We start from the raw sequence: 20,274 nt of genomic DNA on the forward strand, positions 1-20,274 counted from the left end.
TCCCCGGGCGCCCTCGGCGTGTGCGGAGTGGGGGCGTTCAGGACAGGGTGGGCCGCCGGGCCAGCGACAGGGTGCGCCGGGCCGTCGCCACCACCGCCGCGTCGATGAACCGGCCGTCCGGCAGTGCCTGCGCGCCCGGCTGCACCGTGGCCGCCTTCACGATGGTCTCCGCCTCCTCCAGCTCCCGCTCGGTCGGCAGGTACGCCCGCTCGATGATCGGCAGCTGGCGGGGGTGGATCGCGGCCCGCCCCAGGAACCCCAGGGCGCGGCCGTGGGCGCAGGACGCGGCCAGGCCCTCCAGGTCCCGGGTGTCGGGATGCACCGTCTGGGACGGCGGAGCGAGCCCCGCCGCCCGCGCGGCCACGACCACGCGCGAGCGCGACCAGTCCAGGCCGGTGTCCCCGCGCACCCCCAGATCGGCCCGGAGGTCCGCCTCCCCGAGGGCGATGCCGCGCAGCGCCGGATGGGCGGCGGCGATCCCGTACGCCCGCTCGACGCCGAGGGCCGTCTCCAGCAGCGCGTACAGCGGCGACCCGCCGACGGCCGACGCGACCTCGGTGACCTGTTCCGGCGCCGTCACCTTGGGTAGCCGCAGCCCGGACAGGCCGGGCAGCGCGGCCAGCGCCGCCAGGTCCGCGGCGGCGAGCGGACCGTCCAGGGCGTTGACGCGGACGTGCACCGGCACCGGCTGCGGCGCGGTGAGCAGCTCGGCCGTGGCGTCGCGGGCGTACTCCTTGCGGTCGGCGGCGACCGCGTCCTCCAGGTCGACCACCACCACGTCGGCACCGGCGGCCAGCGCCTTGGCCACCACCCGGGGCCGGTCCCCCGGCACGTACAGCCAGGTCAGCGGGGGAGCGGACGTGGATACGGTCAGGGGTGCGGTCATACGACGCCCTCCTCGCGCAGCTCCTTGACGTCCGCCGGGGTGAGTCCGAGCCCGGTCAGCACCTCCTCGGTGTCCGCGCCGTGCGGGCGGCCCGCCCAGCGGATCGCGCCCGGGGTGGCGGAGAGCCGGAAGAGGACGTTCTGCATGCGCAGCGGGCCCAGCTCCGGATCGTCGACCGTGGTGACGGTGTCGAGGGCCTGGTACTGCGGGTCGGCCATCACGTCCCGCACGTCCTGGACCGGCGCGACGGCCGCCTCGGCCTTCTCGAACGCGGCGAGCACGTCCGCGCGGGAGTGCCGGGCGATCCAGTCCCCGACCGCCGCGTCCAGCACGTCGGTGTGCCGGGCCCGGTCGGCGCCCGTCGCGAACCAGGGCTCGTCGATCAGCTCCGGGCGGCCCACCAGCCGCATCACCCGCTCGGCGACCGACTGGGCCGAGGTGGAGACGGCGACCCAGGTGCCGTCGGCGGTGCGGTAGGTGTTGCGCGGGGCGTTGTTCTGCGAGCGGTTGCCGGTGCGCGGCTGGACGTGGCCGAGCTGGTCGTACCAGAGGGGCTGCGGGCCGAGCACGGTGAGGATCGGCTCGATGATCGCCATGTCGACGACCTGGCCCTCGCCGGTGCGCTCCCGGGCGGCCAGCGCCGTCATCACGGCGTACGCCGTCGCCAGCGCCGCGATCGAGTCGGCGAGGCCGAACGGCGGCAGCGTCGGCGGCGCGTCCGGCTCGCCGGTCATCGCCGCGAAGCCGCTCATGGCCTCGGCGAGGGTGCCGAAGCCGGGGCGGCGCGCGTACGGGCCGAACTGGCCGAAGCCGGTGACCCGGGTGAGGACGAGGCGCGGATTGACGGCGGACAGCTCGTCCCAGCCCAGGTCCCACTTCTCCAGGGTGCCCGGCCGGAAGTTCTCGACGACGACGTCGGCGGTGGCCGCGAGCCGGAGCAGGGTGGCGCGCCCGGCGGGCTTCGACAGGTCCAGGGTGATCGTGTGCTTGTTGCGGCCCAGCAGCTTCCACCACAGGCCGACCCCGTCCTTCGACGGGCCGTGCCCCCGGGAGGGGTCGGGCCGGGTGGGGTGCTCGACCTTGATCACCTCGGCGCCGAAGTCGCCGAGCATGGTGGCGGCCAGCGGCCCCGCGAAGAGGGTGGCGAGGTCGAGGACCCGCAGGCCGGTGAGCGGGGCGGCGGAGGGAGCGGGGACGGCGGTCGCGGAGGCCGCGGAGGTCACGGTGGGCTCGGGCATGGGCGGGTGGCCTCCCGGTGGGTGAGGTGGGCGAGGGTGTCGAAGCCGGTGCCGTCGAAGCCGCCGACGGAGGTGGCCAGGCGGTTCTTCAGCGGGGCCGTCCAGCGCTCGGGCAGCGCGGCGGCGGAACCGGCGAGCAGTCCGACGACGCCGCCGACGGTGGCGCCGTTGGAGTCGGTGTCCCAGCCGCCGGAGACGACGCGGGAGACCGAGCCGGTGAAGTCGCCGTCCCCGTGGGTGAGCGCGGCGGCGATCAGGGCGGTGTTGGGAACGGCGTGCACCCAGTGGTGCGCGGGCGAGTGCACGGCGTGGAGTTCGTCCACGACCGTGTCGAAGTCGGCGTGCGCGCCCGCGAGCCGCACGGCGTGCCGGACGGCCCCGGCGAGCCGGGAGCCGGGCGGTACGACCGCGAGGCCGGCGCGCAGACAGGCGTGGACGTCGGGGGCGTCGGCGGGGGCCGCGGCGGCGACGACGGCCGCCGCGAACATCGCCGCGTAGACGCCGTTGGCGGTGTGGCTGAGGGCCGCGTCGCGGTGGGCCTGTCCGGCGGCGGCGGCCGGGTCGCCGGGGTTGGTCCAGCCGTGCAGGTCGGCGCGGATCAGGGCGCCGATCCACTCGCGGAACGGGTTGCGGTGGCGGGCGGTGTCCGGGGGCTCGAGCCCGGTGAGGAGGTTGCGGAGGGCGACGCGCTCGGCGGTGAAGGTGCGGCCGGGCGGGAGTTCGTCGAGCCAGACGCGGGCCACGTCGTCGGTGGTGAAGGCCCTGCCGTGGCGCCGGAGCAGCAGGAGGTTGAGCAGCGGGTAGTTCAGGTCGTCGTCCTCCGGCATGCCGTCGATGTTCTCGGCGAGGGAGGTGGACGCGGAGCGGCGGTTCCAGGGGTACGCGGCCAGCAGGTCGCGGGGGACGCCGCGGGCGGTGAAGTACGTGGCCGGGGGCCAGTTGCCGGTGGCCCGGCCGAGGAGGCGGATACCGGTCAGGGGCAGCTTCTCGACGGGCTTGCCGAGGAGGCAGCCGACGGCGCGGCCGAGCCAGGCGGCCTCCAGCCGGGCGGCGGACGAGGACACGGAGGCGGCGGGGCGCGGGGACGGCCAGTCGGGGCACAGCGCTCTGATCCGGCCCAGGTCCGTCGGCTCGGCGTCCGCCGCCGGGGACGGCAGACGGGAGAGTTCGTCCAGGAGATCCTCCGCCAGGCGACGGAGGCGGGGGGAGACGGGCCGGGGCCGGGCGGAGGCACCGGCCCGGGACGGGGCCTCGGTGCCGCCCGCCGCCCGCCAGCGGGCCGCGACCGCCGACGCGTCGCGGCCGTCCAGCCGCGCCTGGCGCAGCTCGTGGCCGACCAGGTCCTCGGGCTGGACCCAGGTCAGCCGGAGCATCCCGCGCCCCCGATCTCCGCGAACGCCTCCTCGTGGGCGCGGCGGCGCCGTACGTCGCGCGCGAAGACCTCCCGCGCGACGGCGGTGAGCGTCGCCGCCGGTTCCCACAGGTCCAGGCGGCTCGCCTCCGCGACGGTCTTGGCCCAGTCCTCGGGCACCGGCGAGCCCAGCGCCCCGGCCAGCGCGCCCGCCATCGTGGCGATGGAGTCGCAGTCGCGGCCGTAGTTGACCGCGCCGAGGACCGCGTGCCGGAAGTCGCCGCCGGAGACGAGCAGCATGCCGAGGGCGACGGGCAGCTCCTCGATCGCGTGCAGGCGCGAGGGGCGGCGGGCACCGAGGGAGGGTGCGCGGTAGTCGGGACCCACGGTGTCGAACGGGGCGACCGCCGCCCGCAGCGGTGCGAGCGCCGACTCGAAGTCCGAGTGGCGGGCGGCCACGTCGCACACCGCCTCGATCGCGGCCCGGGTGCCGTCCTTGGCCAGGGACAGACAGGCGGTGATCACCGAGTCCGGGGTCGCGCCGGGCACGCACGCCGCGGCCACCGCCGCCGCGAAGACACCGGCCGCCTCACGGCCGTACGACGACTGGTGCGCGCCCGCGACGTCCAGGGCCTCGGCGTAGGCGGCCGCCGGGTGTGCCGCGTTGACCAGGCCGACCGGGGCCATGTACATCGCGGCACCGCAGTTGACGATGTTGCCGGCGCCGGCCTCGCGCGGGTCCACGTGGCCGTAGTGGATCCGCGCGACCAGCCACTTCTCGGCGAGGAAGATCCGCTGGAGCGGAAGCGCCTCGGCCTCCAGCTCCGGGATCCAGCGCGGGTGGGTGATCAGGTCGGGGACCAGGTGCTCGGCGACCGCGTATGCGTCGAGGTGGTCGCGGACCGTGCCGTAGACCCGGACCAGCGCGTGGGTCATCAAGGTGTCGTCGGTGACGTGGCCGTCGCCCTTGTGGTACGGCGCGACGGGGCGGGCGGTGCGCCAGGCGTCGCCGTTCCAGGGGCCGACGACGCCGTGGACGCGGCCGCCGTGGCGTTCGAGGATCTGCTCGGGGGAGTAGCCCTCGACGGGGCCGCCGAGCGCGTCGCCGACGGCCGCGCCGACGAGGGCGCCGGTGACGCGTTCCTCGAGGGGCGCGGTGTTCGGGGTGCTGGGGGCCATGGGTGTCATGGGGGTCATTGGGTGCCTCGTCCTTCCGGTCGGGACGGTTGCGTGGCGTGCAGGAGAGCGGCGAGTTCGACCAGGTCGGTGCCGGTGAGCCGGGGCAGTACGCAGCCGGGCAGGGTGCGGCAGGCGTCCCGCCAGGACGCGGGGACCGACGTGCCGCCGCCGAGCGCGCCGGTGAGGGCGCCGGCCAGCGCGGGGGCGGAGTCCGCGACCCGGGACAGGCACGCCGCGGCCGGTACCGCCTCGGCGATGCGGCCACCGGCGGCGTCGGCCAGGGCGAGGGCGACCGGGACGGTCTCGGCGGCGGCGATGCCGTAGCTGTAGACGTGGTCGACGATGCGGTGCTCGAGGAGCGGGACCAGGGCGAAGGTGCTCTCGGCGTCCGCCGCGAGGGCCAGGGCCTGGCGGGCGTTGCGGCCGATCTCCGTCGCCTCGGGGAGTTCGGCGAGCGCGGCCGCCACACAGGCGTCCACGTCGGCGCCGTCCAGCGCGCGGGACAGCGCCGCCGCCATCGCCCGGGCGCCGTGCACGCCGTCCCCGTCCTGGGTGTAGCGGGCGTCGAACTCCGCGAGGTCGGCGGCGGCGTGCGGGTCGCCGGGGTGGGCGACGGCGAGGACGCAGGCCCGTACGCAGGCGGCGTCGTCGAAGTAGTGCGGGTTGTCGTGGCCGGTGGCGGGCGGGCGCAGTCCTGCGGCGAGGTTGCCGAGCCCGGCGCGCACCGAGATGCGGGCGCGCAGCGGCAGCACCGCCGACTCGACCTCGGGGGCGCGGTCGGCCGCCGCGGCGACCTCGCTGGCGACGGCGTTCCACGTCAGGTCGATCGCGGCGCGCATCCGGCGGTCTCGGCTCAGGTCCCCCAGCAGACTGTCGTCCCCGGCCCGCAGCACCGCCTCCGCCGCGAACGCCGCCCACTCGGCGTCGTCCGAGGGGCCGAGGCGCAGCGGCTCCGGGGGCTGGTTCAGGGCGATGGGGACGGGGAGAGTGGTGGTGGCGTTCCGCTCGGCGAACGTGTCCAGCTCGCGGGTGAGCCGCCGCGTCCACTCCGGCATCCGGGCGGCCCGGTGCCGGGCGGCGGGCCAGCCGGCGGCGTCTCCCGCGGCGAGCCCGAGGAGGAGCCCCTCGACGCGGTCGCCGAGCGGTACCGCACGGGACGCCGCGGCCGTCCCCGGCCGGTGACCGTTCCCGGCGGGTGCGTCCCTCTCCGGCCCCCCGGGCGCCTCGACGTACGCCGTGACGCCCGACGCCTCGGCCCCGCCCCGCGCCCTGCTCACGGCCCCACCTCGGCCGTCGCGCCGGCGTCCGCGCCGGGCGGGTGCGCACCCGGGCCGGGCGGAGGGCGGGTGCCGGCGGGTGCGGTGCGGCCGGGCGGGAGCGCGACGCCGGCCGGCTCGTCCGGTACGGGAGGCGGACCTGCCTCCTGGCCCCGCGTCCCCCGCGCCGGTTCCTGGACCGGCGCCCCGCCTGCTCCCCGCTCCGTGCCGGACGGCGCCGGTTCGGGGCGGTGGGGCGCCGGGTTCGTGCCCGGTGGTGCCGGTTTCGTGTGCGGCGGGGTCCGTAGCGCACCCAGCGGCAACGGAAGGGTTTCCGCGTCCGGCCGCATCTGCTCCGTGCCGGACGGCATCCGCTCGGGGCGGTGGGGCGCCCGTCCGGGGTGGTGGGGCGCCGCTTCCGCGCTCGGTGGTGCCCCGGGCGGCACCCGCCTCTCGCCGGGCGGCACCCGCTCCTCGCCGGGCGGCACCCGCTCCTCGCCGGGCGGCACCCGCTCCTCGCCGGGCGGCACCCGCTCCTCGCCGGGCGGCACCCGCTCCTCGCCGGGCGGCACCCGCTCCTCGCTGGACGGCACCCGCTCCTCGCCGGGCGGCACCCGCTCCTCGCTGGACGGCACCCGCTCCTCGCCGGGCGGCACCCGCTCCTCGCTGGACGGCACCCGCTCCTCGCCGGGCGGCACCCGCTCCTCGCTGGACGGCACCCGCTCCTCGCCGGGCGGCACCCGCCTCTCGCCGGGCGGCACCCGCTCCTCGCCGGACGGCACCCGCTCCGGGGCGTGGGGCACCCGCTCCGGGCCGTGGGGCACTGGCTCCGTGCCCCGGAGTGCTGGCTCCGGGCCGTGGGGTGCGCGCTCCGGGTACCGGGGCGCCCGTTCCGCGCCCCCCGGTGCTCGCGTCGCGTCCGGCGGTGCCTGGCGTGCCGCACGGGTCAGCAGGTCCGCGACCTCCAGGACGTGGTGGCCGGCCATCGTCGGCAGGCAGGTGCCGCGGACCGGGCCGATGGCGGCGGCCCAGTCGGGCGGGATGGCGTGGACGCCCCCGGTCGCCCCCGCCAGGGCACCGGCCACCGCGGCGGTGGTGTCGGCGTCGCGGCCCATGTTGACGGCCGTCAGGACGGCGTCCGTGAAGTCGCCGTCGGCCGCCGCGTACGCCCCGAAGGCGAGGGCGACGGCCTCGGGCGCCAGGTCGGTCCACGGGTAGCCGCCGATGACCACCGCGGAGCGCACCGCGCGTTCGCCGCGGTGGGCCGCCGTCATCGCGCGGCGCAGGCAGCGCGCCGTCCAGGAGTCGTCCGGGACGACGGCCAGCGCGGAGGCCACCACCGCGACGGTGGACGCCCCGGCCATCGCCGCCGCGACACCCGCCGCCACCGCCTGGCCGCCGTAGATGCCCTCGCCCTCGTGGCTGACCGAGCCGTCGATCGCCGCCAGCCGGGCCGCCTCCGCGGGCCGTCCGGCCGCGAACACGCCGTGCGGCGCGGCCCGCATCGCGAGCCCGTCGCTCCAGGCGTGCCGGTGCTGGGCGGAGATCGGCGCGGCCAGACCCCGGCGCAGGTTCTCCAGGGTGCCGCGCTCGCTGAAGCCCGCGCCCCGGAACGGGCCCTCCTCCCGGTCCGCGATCCACTCGTGCCAGGCCGTCTCCACGTGGGCCTGGGTGAGTCCGGCCCCGTGGCGGGCCAGCAGCAGGCCCGAGAAGATCGCGTACTCGGTGTCGTCGGTACCGGCGGGCCGGTCGGCCACGTACCCCGTGATGCGGCCCCAGCGGGCGCGGATCTCGGAGGGCTTCATGTTCTCGGCCGGTGCCCCGAGGGCGTCCCCGACGGCCAGCCCGAGCAGCGCGCCCCGGGCCCGGTCGCGGAGCCCGACGGCGCCCTGGGACGCGGGGACCGGGGGAATGCAGGCGGTGGATGCCATGCGGCCTCTCCTCTCCCTCGGCACATCTGTCCCCGGTGCGGTGCGCACCGCAGCCGAACCGGGGCCGGTGTCACCCGGTCGACATGTGAGCGGACAAGATCACGGATGAGTGTGGGGAGGTAAAACCGCAGGTAAGCCCAGCCTTTCCTTGCTGGCAGGACGGAAATGATCGGCGTAGATTGGGTGTTGTTAAAAAGTGGAATGAGTCCAAACTAGCTTCCCCGGGGGAACCCTCATGGCGATCATCGAGACCGAGGCGGCGCTGCACGAGGCGCACCGCGACAACCACACCCACCGCGACGTGAACGGCGGCTGGCTGCGCCCCGCAGTCTTCGGCGCGATGGACGGACTGGTCTCCAACCTGGCCCTGATGACCGGTGTCGCCGGCGGCACGGCGAGCCAGCAGACCGTGGTGATCAGTGGCCTCGCGGGGCTGGCCGCCGGTGCCTTCTCGATGGCCGCCGGCGAGTACACCTCCGTCGCCTCCCAGCGCGAGCTGGTCGAGGCCGAGCTGGACGTGGAGCGCCGCGAGCTGCGCAAGCACCCGGCGGACGAGGAGGCGGAGCTGGCCGCGCTCTACGAGGCGCGCGGCGTCGAGCCGGAGCTGGCCCGCGAGGTGGCCCGCCAGCTGTCCAGCGACCCCGAGCAGGCCCTGGAGATACACGCCCGCGAGGAGCTGGGCATCGACCCCTCCGACCTGCCCTCGCCGACCGTGGCGGCCGTGTCCTCGTTCGGGTCCTTCGCGCTGGGCGCCCTGCTCCCCGTGCTGCCCTTCCTGCTCGGCGCCAGTGCCCTGTGGCCCGCGGTGCTGCTCGCCCTGGCCGGGCTGTTCCTGTGCGGCGCGGTGGTCGCCAAGGTCACGGCCCGTAGCTGGTGGTACAGCGGCCTGCGGCAGCTCGCCCTCGGCGGGGCGGCGGCCGGTGTGACGTATCTCCTGGGCAGCCTGTTCGGAACGGCCGTAGGATAGCCCGGCTCGAACTTATGCGAGGGGCTGCATAAGTAGTCGCCGCACGCGGCCGCTGCCCGCAGCCCCGCCCGTAGCCGTTACTCGCTGGTTTCGAGTGCTTAATCTCCGGGCATGAGCCGTAAGCGCTGTGGGCAATGAAGCCTGTCGCGCATCGGCGGAGTGGGCGACGACGCTCCCTCCGCCCCCTCCGGCCGACGGACATCGATCTGTCCGCGTCGGTCTCCATAGCCTCCACCACGGGTGCGGAACCCCCACCGCGACCCTTCGGTGTCCGCATGTTGGAACGGATTGTCCCGTTTACCGAGAACCAATCCATCATGTAACCTGCACCAAATTTTTCAGCCACTGATGCACCCACGCAGAGGGCCAACGTCGTCCCTCGGCACTTGCCACATGCCAGATGACGACGACGGGAGAGCCGATGCGTACGCCGCGCCAGCCGTCCCAGCACTCCGCGAATGGCCAGAACTGGTCCTTCATGGATGCTCGCCCTGCCGCGCAGGGTATGTACGACCCCCGCAACGAACACGACGCGTGCGGCGTCGGTTTCGTCGCCACCCTCACCGGCGAGGCGTCCCACACCCTGGTCGACCAGGCACTCACCGTGCTGCGCAACCTGGAGCACCGCGGCGCCACCGGCTCCGAGCCCGACTCGGGCGACGGCGCCGGCATCCTCTCCCAGGTGCCGGACGCCTTCTTCCGCGAGGTCGCCGGATTCGACCTGCCCGAGGCCGGGTCGTACGCCGTCGGCATCGCCTTCCTGCCGGTCGACGGCACCGACGAGGCCGTCGCCCGCATCGAGGCCGTCGCCGGCGAGGAGGGCCTCACCGTCCTCGGCTGGCGCGAGGTCCCGGTCGCCCCGCAGATGCTCGGTGCCACCGCCCGCTCCACGATGCCGGTCTTCCGCCAGATCTTCGTGACCGACGGCGCCTCGCAGGGCATCGCCCTGGACCGCCACGCCTTCGCGCTGCGCAAGCGCGCCGAGCGCGAGGCCGGTGTCTACTTCCCGTCGCTGTCCGCGCGGACCATCGTCTACAAGGGCATGCTGACCACCGGCCAGCTGGAGCCGTTCTTCCCGGACCTGTCCGACCGCCGCTTCGCCTCCGCGATCGCGCTCGTGCACTCCCGGTTCTCCACCAACACCTTCCCGGCCTGGCCGCTGGCCCACCCGTACCGCTTCGTCGCGCACAACGGCGAGATCAACACGGTCAAGGGCAACCGCAACTGGATGCGCGCCCGCGAGTCCCAGCTCGCCTCGGACGTCTTCGGATCCTCCTCCGACCTGGACCGGCTCTTCCCGATCTGCACGCCGGACGCCTCCGACTCCGCCTCCTTCGACGAGGTCCTGGAGCTGCTGCACCTGGGCGGGCGGTCGCTGCCGCACTCGGTGCTGATGATGATCCCGGAGGCGTGGGAGAACCACGACTCCATGGATCCGACCCGGCGCGCCTTCTACCAGTTCCACTCCACGATGATGGAGCCCTGGGACGGCCCCGCCTGCGTCACCTTCACCGACGGCACCCAGGTCGGCGCCGTGCTCGACCGCAACGGTCTGCGCCCCGGCCGCTACTGGGTCACCGACGACGGCCTCGTCGTCCTCGGCTCCGAGGTCGGCGTCCTCGACATCGACCCCGCCAAGGTCGTCCGCAAGGGCCGCCTCCAGCCCGGCCGCATGTTCCTCGTGGACACCGCCGAGCACCGCATCATCGAGGACGACGAGATCAAGGCCCAGCTCGCCGCCGAGCAGCCGTACGCCGAATGGATGGAAGCCGGCGAGATCGAGCTGTCCGACCTGCCCGAGCGCGAGCACATCGTGCACACCCACGCCTCGGTCACCCGCCGCCAGCAGACCTTCGGGTACACCGAGGAGGAGCTGCGCGTCATCCTCGCGCCGATGGCCAAGGCCGGCGCCGAGCCGATCGGCTCCATGGGCACCGACTCGCCCATCGCCGCGCTCTCCGAGCGCCCCCGGCTGCTCTTCGACTACTTCACCCAGCTCTTCGCCCAGGTCACCAACCCGCCGCTGGACGCCATCCGCGAGGAACTGGTCACCTCCCTGCGCTCCTCACTGGGCCCCCAGGGCAACCTGCTCGACCCGACGGCCGCCTCGTGCCGCAGCGTCCTGCTGCCCTTCCCGGTGATCGACAACGACGAGCTGGCCAAGCTCATCCACATCAACGCCGACGGCGACATGCCCGGCTTCAAGGCCGCGACCCTCTCCGGGCTCTACCGGGTGCACGGCGGCGGCGACGCGCTGGCCGCGCGCATCGAGGAGATCTGCGCCGAGGCCGACGCCGCCATCGAGAACGGCGCCCGGCTGATCGTCCTGTCCGACCGCCACTCGGACGCCGAGCACGCACCGATCCCGTCGCTGCTGCTCACCTCCGCCGTCCACCACCACCTCATCCGCACCAAGCAGCGCACCGAGGTGGGCCTGCTGGTCGAGGCCGGGGACGTCCGCGAGGTCCACCACGTCGCCCTGCTGATCGGCTTCGGCGCCGCCGCGGTCAACCCGTACCTCGCGATGGAGTCCGTCGAGGACCTGGTCCGGGCCGGCACCTTCCTCCAGACCGACGACGGCGAGCCCGAGCAGGCCATCCGCAACCTGATCCACGCCCTCGGCAAGGGCGTCCTCAAGGTCATGTCCAAGATGGGCATCTCCACCGTCGCCTCCTACCGCGGCGCCCAGGTCTTCGAGGCCGTCGGCCTGGACGAGGCCTTCGTCGCCGAGTACTTCAACGGCACCGCCACCAAGATCGGCGGCGTCGGCATCGACGTCGTCGCCCAGGAGGTCGCCGCCCGCCACGCCAAGGCGTACCCGGCCAGCGGCATCGCGCCGGCCCACCGCGCCCTGGAGATCGGCGGCGAGTACCAGTGGCGCCGCGAGGGCGAGCCGCACCTGTTCGACCCGGAGACGGTCTTCCGCCTCCAGCACTCCACGCGCTCCGGCACGTACGACATCTTCAAGAAGTACACCGAGCGGGTGAACGAGCAGTCCGAGCGGCTGATGACGCTGCGCGGCCTGTTCGGCTTCAAGTCGGGCCGGCCGCCGATCTCCATCGACGAGGTCGAGCCCGTCTCCGAGATCGTCAAGCGCTTCTCCACCGGCGCCATGTCGTACGGCTCCATCTCCCAGGAGGCGCACGAGACCCTCGCCATCGCCATGAACCAGCTGGGCGGCAAGTCCAACACCGGTGAGGGCGGCGAGGACCCGGAGCGCCTGTACGACCCGGCGCGCCGGTCCAGCATCAAGCAGGTCGCCTCCGGCCGCTTCGGTGTCACCTCCGAGTACCTGGTCAACGCCGACGACATCCAGATCAAGATGGCCCAGGGCGCCAAGCCCGGCGAGGGCGGCCAGCTGCCCGGCCACAAGGTGTACCCCTGGGTCGCCAGGACCCGGCACAGCACCCCCGGTGTCGGCCTGATCTCCCCGCCGCCGCACCACGACATCTACTCGATCGAGGACCTCGCCCAGCTGATCCACGACCTGAAGAACGCGAACCCGCAGGCGCGGATCCACGTCAAGCTGGTCTCCGAGGTCGGCGTCGGCACGGTCGCGGCGGGCGTGTCCAAGGCGCACGCGGACGTGGTGCTGATCTCCGGCCACGACGGCGGCACGGGTGCTTCGCCTCTGACGAGTCTCAAGCACGCGGGCGGCCCCTGGGAGCTGGGCCTCGCCGAGACCCAGCAGACCCTGCTGCTCAACGGCCTGCGCGACCGCATCGTCGTGCAGACCGACGGCCAGCTCAAGACCGGCCGCGACGTCGTCATCGCCGCGCTGCTCGGCGCCGAGGAGTTCGGCTTCGCCACCGCGCCGCTCGTCGTCTCCGGCTGCGTCATGATGCGCGTCTGCCACCTGGACACCTGCCCGGTCGGCATCGCCACCCAGAACCCGGTCCTCAGGGAGCGCTTCTCCGGCAAGGCCGAGTACATCGTGAACTTCTTCCGGTTCATCGCCGAGGAGGTCCGCGAGATCCTCGCCGAGCTGGGCTACCGCTCCATCGAGGAGGCCGTCGGCCACGCCGAGACCCTCGACGTGACCCGCGCGGTCGACCACTGGAAGGCGCAGGGCCTCGACCTCGAGCCGCTGTTCCACGTGCCCGCGCTGGCCGAGGGCGCGGTGCGCCACCAGGCCGTCGACCAGGACCACGGCCTGGAGAAGGCGCTCGACAACCAGCTGATCAAGCTCGCCTCCGACGCGCTGGCCGCCCCGGACGCCACCCAGGCCGCCCCGGTGCGCGCCCAGGTCGCCATCCGCAACATCAACCGCACGGTCGGCACCATGCTCGGCCACGAGGTGACCAAGAAGTTCGGTGGCGGCGGCCTGCCCGAAGACACCGTCGACATCACCTTCACCGGCTCCGCGGGACAGTCCTTCGGCGCCTTCGTCCCGCGCGGCATCACCCTTCGCCTGGAGGGCGACGCCAACGACTACGTCGGCAAGGGCCTCTCCGGCGGCCGCGTGATCGTCCGCCCCGACCGGGGCGCCGACCACCTCGCCGAGTACTCCACCATCGCCGGCAACACCATCGGCTACGGCGCCACCGGCGGCGAGATGTTCCTGCGCGGCAAGGTCGGCGAGCGCTTCTGCGTCCGCAACTCCGGCGCGCTGGTCGTCTCCGAGGGCGTCGGCGACCACGGCTGCGAGTACATGACCGGCGGCCACGCGGTCGTCCTCGGCGAGACCGGGCGCAACTTCGCGGCCGGCATGTCCGGCGGCATCGCCTACGTCGTCGACCTCGACCGCGACAACGTCAACGCCGGCAACGCCGACGCGATCCAGGAACTGGACGACGCCGACAAGGACTGGCTGCACGACGTGGTGCGCCGCCACGCCGAGGAGACCGGCTCCACGGTCGCCGGGAAGCTGCTGGCCGACTGGCCCGCCGCCGTGGAGCGCTTCAGCAAGCTCATCCCCCGCACGTACAAGGCAGTGCTCGCCGCCAAGGACGCCGCCGAGCGAGCCGGTCTCTCCGAGACCGAGACCACCGAGAAGATGATGGAGGCGGCGACCAATGGCTGATCCCAAGGGCTTTCTGAACCACGGACGCGAGGTCGCCAGGACCCGTCCCGTCGACGAGCGCGTCAAGGACTGGAACGAGGTCTACGTCCCCGGCTCCCTGCTGCCGATCATCAGCAAGCAGGCCAGCCGCTGCATGGACTGCGGCATCCCGTTCTGCCACAACGGCTGCCCGCTCGGGAACCTGATCCCCGAGTGGAACGACTACGCCTACCGCGAGGACTGGTCGGCGGCGTCCGAGCGCCTGCACGCCACCAACAACTTCCCGGAGTTCACCGGCCGCCTGTGCCCGGCCCCGTGCGAGTCGGCGTGTGTGCTCGGCATCAACCAGCCGCCGGTCACCATCAAGAACGTCGAGGTCTCCATCATCGACAAGGCGTGGGAGACCGGGGACGTCGCCCCGCGCATCCCCGAGCGCCTGTCCGGCAAGACCGTCGCCGTCATCGGCTCGGGCCCGGCCGGTCTGGCCGCCGCCCAGCAGCTCACCCGGGCCGGCCACACCGTCGCCGTCTACGAGCGCGCGGACCGCGTCGGAGGCCTCCTCCGCTACGGCATCCCCGAGTTCAAGATGGAGAAGCGGCACATCAACCGCCGCATAGAGCAGATGCGCGCCGAGGGCACCCGCTTCCGCACCGGCGTCGAGGTCGGCCGCGACCTGACGGCCACCAGTCTCAAGAAGCGCTACGACGCCGTCGTCATCGCCGCCGGCTCCACCACCGCCCGCGACCTGCCGGTCCCCGGCCGCGAGCTCAACGGCATCCACCAGGCGATGGAGTACCTGCCGCTGGCCAACAAGGTCCAGGAGGGCGACTACGTGGCGCCCCCGATCACGGCCGAGGGCAAGCACGTCGTCGTCATCGGCGGCGGTGACACCGGCGCGGACTGCGTCGGCACCGCCCACCGCCAGGGCGCGGCCTCCGTCACCCAGCTGGAGATCATGCCCCGCCCGGGCGAGGAGCGGGACGCGGTGCGCCAGCCGTGGCCGACCTTCCCGATGCTGTACAAGGTCACCAGCGCCCACGAGGAGGGCGGCGAGCGGGTCTACGCCGTCTCCACCACCCACTTCGAGGGCGACGAGGACGGCAACGTCCAGTGGCTGCACATGAGCGAGGTCGAGTTCGTCGACGGGAAGCTCACCTCGAAGCCCGGCACCGAGCGGAAGATCCCGGCCCAGCTGGTCACCCTCGCCATGGGCTTCACCGGCACCGACAAGGAGAACGGTCTGGTCGACCAGTTCGGCCTGGAGCTCGACGCACGGGGTAACATCGCCCGGGACGCCGACTTCCAGACCAATGTGCCGGGTGTGTTCGTCGCCGGTGACGCCGGCCGCGGCCAGTCGCTCATCGTCTGGGCGATCGCCGAGGGCCGCTCGGCCGCGCGCGGCGCCGACCGCTTCCTGACCGGGGCCAGCGAACTGCCGGCCCCGATCCGCCCGACCGACCGCGCCCTCGCGGTCTGACGGACGGAACAACCGTCCCGAGAGGCGGACAACCGTCCTGACGGACGGACAACCGAAGAACGTCCCGCACAAAGGCGTGCGGAACACTGATGGCGCCTGCCCCGTCCCCGACCGGACCATGGGCAGGCGCCGTCGCATGCTCAGGGCACCCGGTAGGTGTCCCCGTACATCTCCCACACCAGCGGCGTCGCCAGCTTCATGTTCCCGGCCGCCAGGAACCGGCGCTGGGCCGTGTCGACGCGGGAGGTGTCGATGCCCGGGCGCTTGGCCTCCATGGCCTGCTTGCGGACGTCCAGGAAGGTCTCCAGGTAGGCCTTCTCGGCGCCGCCCTGCCCCGGCGTCCTCGCCTTCGCCATGGCCCGCTCGCGCAGCCCGTAGAAGCCCTCGGCGTCGGTGTCGGGGCCGTGGAAGACCATCGCGTCGTAGTAGACGAACTGGCCGAGCGTGCCCAGGCCGTCCAGCTTGGCCAGCCGCACCGCCGGTTCGAAGTAGACCCGGTCGCGCTCCTCCTCCTGGGCCGCGCGGAACGCCGGGACCTCCGCCTCCGCCTGCCAGGCCGCCGTGAAGCCCGGGTCCAGGCCCTCGTGGGAGTCGCTGCCGTCCACCTCGCGCAGGGCGGGCAGATAGCCGGCCAGACCGTTGTCCGGGTGGGCTTCCGTGTAGCGCTCGACCAGGGTCAGCAGGTCGTGGGTGCCGGTGCAGAAGCCGACGATGCCCGCGGTGTACCCGTCGCCGTCGCCGACGTCCCGGATGCTGCCGTAGGCGGTGCGCCACTTCGTGGTCGAGTTCTCCGCGCTGGACACGAGCTGCTGGGCCAGCTCCTTCTTCGCCGGCGCGGCGAGCCCCGGCGGCAGGTCGGCGATCAGCGCGTCGTCCGCCTCCCGCTCCTCCTCGGCCCGGTCCTTGGCGTCGTCGCGGGCGGACTCGGCGGTGGTCGGGGCCGACGAGGACGCGGCCGCCGCGGTGTCCGCCGAGCCGGCCGAGTCGTCCGGCACGGCGAGGTACACGCCCGCGGCGATCACGGGAAGGGCCCCGAGGAGCAGCACTCCGACACGTTTCACAGGGGGACACCTCTCATAGGGGAACACTTCCGCCGGTCAGTTCCGACACCTTCACCGCCGCCGTCACCGCCAGCAGCACCACCAGCCCGGCCCCCGCCCCGGCCTGCACCACCAGCCGGCGTCCGCCACGGGGTGCGTACGCGTACGCCAGGGCCAGCGCACCGCCCACCAGCAGGCCGCCGAGATGACCCTGCCACGAGGTGAACCAGGCGGACACCACCAGCCACAGCAGCAGCCAGGCCATGAAACGGTTGACCCGCCCCCGCTCGGCGCCCAGCCTGCGGTGCAGCACGTAGTACGCGGCCCCCACCCCGAAGACCGCCCCGGACGCGCCGACCGAGACCTGCCCGGGATCGGCGAGCACCAGTTCCAGGACGGAACCGCCGAGCGCCGACAGCAGGTACAGAACGAGGAAACGAACCCGGCCGAGCATCAGTTCCACCACCCGCCCCAACTGCCACAGCACGACCATGTTCATCGTGAGGTGCAGGATCCCGAACGTGCCCTCGAAGGGCGACTGGTGCAGGAAGGCGCTGGTGAGCATCCGCTCCCACTCGCCCCCGGCGACACCTTCCACCCGCAGCGGCCCGGAGCCCAGGAACAGGCCGTCACCGCCGGGCAGCGGGGTGCCGTCCGCAGCGACCGGCCGCGAACCCACCATGGCGAACCGGTCCACGAGCTCCGGCCGCACCAGCTCCGCCAGGTACGCCAGCACGTTCAGCGCGAACAGCGCGTACGTCACCACGGGCGTCGTCGAGATCCTGCCCCCGACGAGGGTCCGGGCCTGCCGTACCGACCGCGCCCCCTCCTTCACGCACTCCGGACACTGGTGGCCGACGGGCGCGTCCCGCATGCAGTCCGGGCAGATGTACCGCTCGCAGCGAGTGCAGCGGACGTGGCACTCCACCGCGGGATGGCGGTAGCAGGTGGTGGCGGTGGACTCGGAATCCACGGGGCCGGCTCCTCGGGACGGGCGGACGGTGAGCCGGTGGGGACGGCGGCGAACAAAATAGCGAATGCCGGTGGACCGGGCGGGAGGCGGGGTGCGCGGTGCCGTACCCTCGGCACCCGGATGCCGCAGGGCGGCAGTGACGGGGGGAGTCCGCATGACCGCGATCAGTCTCACCAAGGTGCGGGAGACGGCGCCCGCGCTGGTCGACCTGTACAAGACCGCCGGGGAGTCGCTCACCAAGCACGGCATGGACGGGACCCGGGCCGCGGTCTACCTCGTCGTCGACTACTCCGGCTCGATGAAGCCCTACTACAAGGACGGCAGCGTCCAGGAGCTCGCCGACCGGGTGCTGAGCCTGTCCGCCCACCTCGACGACGACGGCACCGTGCCCGTGGTGTTCTTCTCCACCGACGTGGACGCCGTCACCGAGATCGCGCTCACCGACCACGAGGGGCGGATCGAGCGGATCGTGTCCGGCCTCGGGCACATGGGCAAGACCAGCTACCACCTGGCCATGGACGCCGTCATCGACCACTACCTGGACAGCGGCTCCCCCCACCCCGCCCTGGTCGTCTTCCAGACCGACGGCGGCCCGATCAACCGGCTCGCCGCAGAGCGCTACCTGTGCAAGGCGGCCCCGCTGCCGCTGTTCTGGCAGTTCGTCGGCTTCGGCGACCCGGGCAGCCGCCAGTTCGAGTACCTGCGCAAGCTGGACGAACTCGCGGTGCCCGGCAAGCGGGTCGTCGACAACGCGGGCTTCTTCCACGCGGGCCGCGACCCCCGCAAGGTCACCGACGCCGAGCTGTACGACCGGCTGGTGGGCGAGTTCCCCCAGTGGCTGGCGGCCGCACGCGCCCAGGGGATCGTGCGGCCCGTCTGAGGACGGCTCAGTGCCTGAGGGAGAAGCCCAGCGCGACCCGGGCGGACACCTCCACCACCCCCGGAACCAGCGCGCCCGGCGGGCCGCCGCTCCGGGCGAACGCGGCGACCGGCCCCGCCTCCACGTCCTGGATGTGCAGCACCGGGCCCAGCCGCGCGTCCGCCGCCTCCGCGTAGACCTGGGCCTTGCGGCGGGCGGCGGCCACCGCCCTGCGCCGTGCCTCGTCGAGCAGCGCCGCCTTGTCGCGCACGTCGAACTCGACGCCGTCGATCCGGTGCGCGCCGGCGTCGACCACGTCCACGATCAGCCGCTCGAGACCGTCCAGCGCCTCGGTCTCCACCGAGTACGACGCCTGGCACCGGTATCCGAGCAGCGTCCGGCCACCGCCGTGACCGTCGTACTCCGAGCCGAGGACGAGCCGGGAGTCCGAGACCGAGGCGTCCGGCACGCCGTGCCGCCGCAGCACCTCCCGCAGCCGGGCCACGGCCTCCCCGGCCCGCTGGAAGGCCTGCTCCGGCGACGGTTCCAGCACGTCCACCGAGGGCTGCACCCGCGCGAACGACGGCTCGGCCCGCACCGTCCCCGAGCCGAACACGCTGATGCCCCAGGGGTCTTCGATCGCCTGTGTCATACGGGCATTCAAGCAGCGTCCCCGCGCCCCGCGCTCCCGTTCAGGTGTCGCACTCCAGCACCGTCCGGCACAGGCCGCACCGCGCCCGGACCCGCCCCCGCACCGGCACCCTGATCCGCTGGTGGCAGGTCGGGCAGGGGAACGACACCCGGAGCTGCCCCGGCGCCGGAACGGTGAAGGCGTACGGGCCGCCGTCCGCCGCCGGGCCGGCCGGGTGCGGGTCCTGCGCGTGGCGGCGGTCCCGGGCGTAGCGGCGGCGGCCCGCCCAGCCGGCCGCGGTCAGCGGCGGCTGCTGCTCGTCCCGGCGCGCCCGGGCCAGTCCCTTGCCGTACGCCGTGTAGGCCTGGGGACTGGTGAACCACACCGAGGGGTCCTCGCCGAACAGCAGCGCCCGCTTGGCCAGGACGTACCCGAACTCCTCCGGCGTCAGATACCCCAGCTTCTGCGAGGACGCCGCGTCCTCCCGGTAGGCGTCCAGGAGCAGCCAGCCCGCGCCCAGGTACGTCGTCGCCGTGTCGGTGAGGATCTCGTTGGCCCGGGTGCCGGGGAAGGACAGGTCGAGACGGTGCAGGTAGACGTGCATCACCTCGTGCGCGAGGGCCGCGCCGATGTCCCGGCGATGGGTGCGGAAACGGTCGTTCAGCTCGATGAAGTACTCCGGGCCCGCCGTGAGTTCCACGTTCGCCGCGTGGGTCATCTCGCGGAAGGAGACGATCATGCGGGCGTCGGGCAGCCGGTAGTGCCGCACCAGTTCGCGGGCCACCCGCTGCGTGCCCAGGTACAGGTCGTCCGTGTCGCAGAACGCCACGTCCACCGGGGCCACACTGGCCGAGAAGGTCCGAACGGTGTCGTACGACAGCCGCCGGTACAGCGCCGTGACCGCCTCCCGCACCGTCTCCAGATGCGGGAACCCGTGCTCGACCGGTCCGCCGTTCGCCACGCCCTACCCCCAAGACGCCTGAACCCTGCTCCCTGAGCCCTGCCGGTCCCACTGTAGGAGCCGCACGGGGACCGTGCGGCGTTCAGCGCCTGAGACGGTCTGCGACAGCCGGGCCCCCACCCGTAGGGTGTGCGCCCATGACCACCAGCAACACCGGTACCGGTGCCGTCGAACCCGCGGTCCGCGAGGAGCTGGCCCGGCTGCGGGACAGCATCGACAACATCGACGCGGCCGTCGTCCACATGCTCGCCGAACGCTTCAAGTGCACCCAGCAGGTCGGCCACCTCAAGGCCCGCCACCGGCTGCCGCCCGCCGACCCGGCCCGGGAGGCCCAGCAGATCGCCCGGCTGCGCACCCTCGCCGAGAGCGCCAAGCTGGACCCGGCGTTCGCCGAGAAGTTCCTGAACTTCATCGTCGCCGAGGTGATCCACCACCACGAGCGCATCGCCGAGAGCAACGCCGCCGGCGACGCACCGGCCGCCGGCTGAGACCGGAGTGCGCCCCCGCCCCCGGGGGCGCGCGC

Annotated in this window: 14 protein-coding genes and 1 pseudogene; 5 read left to right on the forward strand and 10 right to left on the reverse strand. The window is 73.8% G+C overall.

Annotated elements, in window-relative coordinates:
- Window positions 1–37 precede the first annotated feature (37 nt).
- From OHA99_RS27895 to OHA99_RS27920, 6 genes and pseudogenes are all read right to left on the reverse strand, one after another.
- Window positions 38–886 carry an HpcH/HpaI aldolase/citrate lyase family protein gene (locus OHA99_RS27895; RefSeq protein WP_381565773.1) on the reverse strand — a complete coding sequence of 283 codons (849 nt, stop codon included), beginning with the start codon at window positions 884–886 and terminating at the stop codon, window positions 38–40.
- Complete coding sequence (locus OHA99_RS27900) at window positions 883–2,124, reverse strand: CaiB/BaiF CoA transferase family protein (protein ID WP_405698284.1); 1,242 nt, start codon at window positions 2,122–2,124, stop codon at window positions 883–885. Before OHA99_RS27900 ends, OHA99_RS27895 begins: the two co-directional genes overlap by 4 nt.
- Window positions 2,106–3,497, reverse strand: coding sequence for an ADP-ribosylglycohydrolase family protein (locus OHA99_RS27905; protein WP_405698285.1), 1,392 nt, complete (start codon window positions 3,495–3,497; stop codon window positions 2,106–2,108). Before OHA99_RS27905 ends, OHA99_RS27900 begins: the two co-directional genes overlap by 19 nt.
- The gene (locus tag OHA99_RS27910) at window positions 3,485–4,663 is read right to left on the reverse strand and encodes an ADP-ribosylglycohydrolase family protein (protein ID WP_405699014.1); all 1,179 of its coding nucleotides are present in this window, start codon (window positions 4,661–4,663) and stop codon (window positions 3,485–3,487) included. Before OHA99_RS27910 ends, OHA99_RS27905 begins: the two co-directional genes overlap by 13 nt.
- 5 nt (window positions 4,664–4,668) lie before the next feature.
- Window positions 4,669–5,931, reverse strand: a complete 1,263-nt coding sequence (locus OHA99_RS27915) for an ADP-ribosylglycohydrolase family protein (protein ID WP_366473726.1) — start codon at window positions 5,929–5,931, stop codon at window positions 4,669–4,671.
- Between the two features lie 925 nt (window positions 5,932–6,856).
- Window positions 6,857–7,841, reverse strand: a pseudogene (locus tag OHA99_RS27920) (ADP-ribosylglycohydrolase family protein); the annotation flags it as partial.
- A 235-nt stretch (window positions 7,842–8,076) separates the two neighbouring features.
- Here OHA99_RS27920 and OHA99_RS27925 point away from each other — a divergent pair.
- The 3 genes from OHA99_RS27925 to OHA99_RS27935 all read left to right on the forward strand — a co-directional run bounded on the left by OHA99_RS27925 (window position 8,077) and on the right by OHA99_RS27935 (window position 15,287).
- A complete protein-coding gene (locus OHA99_RS27925; RefSeq protein WP_061445294.1) occupies window positions 8,077–8,808 on the forward strand; it encodes a VIT1/CCC1 transporter family protein in 732 nt (243 codons plus the stop codon).
- Window positions 8,809–9,229: 421 nt separating this feature from the next.
- A complete protein-coding gene (gene gltB, locus OHA99_RS27930) occupies window positions 9,230–13,831 on the forward strand; it encodes a glutamate synthase large subunit (RefSeq protein ID WP_405698286.1) in 4,602 nt (1,533 codons plus the stop codon).
- On the forward strand, window positions 13,824–15,287 hold the full coding sequence (locus OHA99_RS27935) for a glutamate synthase subunit beta (protein WP_153180334.1): 1,464 nt from the start codon (window positions 13,824–13,826) through the stop codon (window positions 15,285–15,287). Before gltB ends, OHA99_RS27935 begins: the two co-directional genes overlap by 8 nt.
- Before the next feature lie 140 nt (window positions 15,288–15,427).
- Here OHA99_RS27935 and OHA99_RS27940 read toward each other — a convergent pair whose 3' ends face one another.
- Both OHA99_RS27940 and OHA99_RS27945 read right to left on the reverse strand, forming a co-directional pair.
- Window positions 15,428–16,348 carry a chitosanase gene (locus OHA99_RS27940; RefSeq protein WP_153180335.1) on the reverse strand — a complete coding sequence of 307 codons (921 nt, stop codon included), beginning with the start codon at window positions 16,346–16,348 and terminating at the stop codon, window positions 15,428–15,430.
- 13 nt (window positions 16,349–16,361) lie between these two features.
- Window positions 16,362–17,300 (reverse strand): rhomboid family intramembrane serine protease, encoded by a 939-nt coding sequence (locus OHA99_RS27945; protein ID WP_153180336.1) that lies wholly within the window; start codon window positions 17,298–17,300, stop codon window positions 16,362–16,364.
- Between the two features lie 154 nt (window positions 17,301–17,454).
- Between OHA99_RS27945 and OHA99_RS27950 the strand changes: the two genes are divergently transcribed.
- Window positions 17,455–18,180, forward strand: coding sequence for a VWA domain-containing protein (locus tag OHA99_RS27950; protein ID WP_153180337.1), 726 nt, complete (start codon window positions 17,455–17,457; stop codon window positions 18,178–18,180).
- A 7-nt stretch (window positions 18,181–18,187) separates the two neighbouring features.
- Here OHA99_RS27950 and OHA99_RS27955 read toward each other — a convergent pair whose 3' ends face one another.
- Window positions 18,188–18,811, reverse strand: coding sequence for an SIMPL domain-containing protein (locus OHA99_RS27955; protein WP_194280120.1), 624 nt, complete (start codon window positions 18,809–18,811; stop codon window positions 18,188–18,190).
- Window positions 18,812–18,851: 40 nt separating this feature from the next.
- A complete protein-coding gene (locus OHA99_RS27960) occupies window positions 18,852–19,751 on the reverse strand; it encodes a hypothetical protein (RefSeq protein ID WP_153180338.1) in 900 nt (299 codons plus the stop codon).
- A gap of 137 nt (window positions 19,752–19,888) precedes the next feature.
- On the opposite strand from OHA99_RS27960, the gene OHA99_RS27965 reads away from it, so the two are divergent.
- Window positions 19,889–20,239, forward strand: coding sequence for a chorismate mutase (locus tag OHA99_RS27965; RefSeq protein WP_153180339.1), 351 nt, complete (start codon window positions 19,889–19,891; stop codon window positions 20,237–20,239).
- The last annotated feature ends 35 nt before the right edge of the window (window positions 20,240–20,274 follow it).

Origin of the sequence: Streptomyces coelicoflavus, assembly GCF_045041415.1 — a bacterium.
Classification (GTDB): domain Bacteria; phylum Actinomycetota; class Actinomycetes; order Streptomycetales; family Streptomycetaceae; genus Streptomyces; species Streptomyces coelicoflavus.

What these genes read in the sequence shown, in the direction of transcription:
- OHA99_RS27965 (WP_153180339.1), top strand. Translation starts at nt 19,889, where the DNA reads ATGACCACCAGCAACACCGGTACCGGTGCCGTCGAACCCGCGGTCCGC.
- OHA99_RS27905 (WP_405698285.1), bottom strand. Translation starts at nt 3,497, where the DNA reads ATGCTCCGGCTGACCTGGGTCCAGCCCGAGGACCTGGTCGGCCACGAG.
- OHA99_RS27910 (WP_405699014.1), bottom strand. Translation starts at nt 4,663, where the DNA reads ATGACACCCATGGCCCCCAGCACCCCGAACACCGCGCCCCTCGAGGAA.
- OHA99_RS27895 (WP_381565773.1), bottom strand. Translation starts at nt 886, where the DNA reads ATGACCGCACCCCTGACCGTATCCACGTCCGCTCCCCCGCTGACCTGG.
- OHA99_RS27925 (WP_061445294.1), top strand. Translation starts at nt 8,077, where the DNA reads ATGGCGATCATCGAGACCGAGGCGGCGCTGCACGAGGCGCACCGCGAC.
- OHA99_RS27935 (WP_153180334.1), top strand. Translation starts at nt 13,824, where the DNA reads ATGGCTGATCCCAAGGGCTTTCTGAACCACGGACGCGAGGTCGCCAGG.
- OHA99_RS27950 (WP_153180337.1), top strand. Translation starts at nt 17,455, where the DNA reads ATGACCGCGATCAGTCTCACCAAGGTGCGGGAGACGGCGCCCGCGCTG.
- OHA99_RS27955 (WP_194280120.1), bottom strand. Translation starts at nt 18,811, where the DNA reads ATGACACAGGCGATCGAAGACCCCTGGGGCATCAGCGTGTTCGGCTCG.
- OHA99_RS27900 (WP_405698284.1), bottom strand. Translation starts at nt 2,124, where the DNA reads ATGCCCGAGCCCACCGTGACCTCCGCGGCCTCCGCGACCGCCGTCCCC.
- gltB (WP_405698286.1), top strand. Translation starts at nt 9,230, where the DNA reads ATGCGTACGCCGCGCCAGCCGTCCCAGCACTCCGCGAATGGCCAGAAC.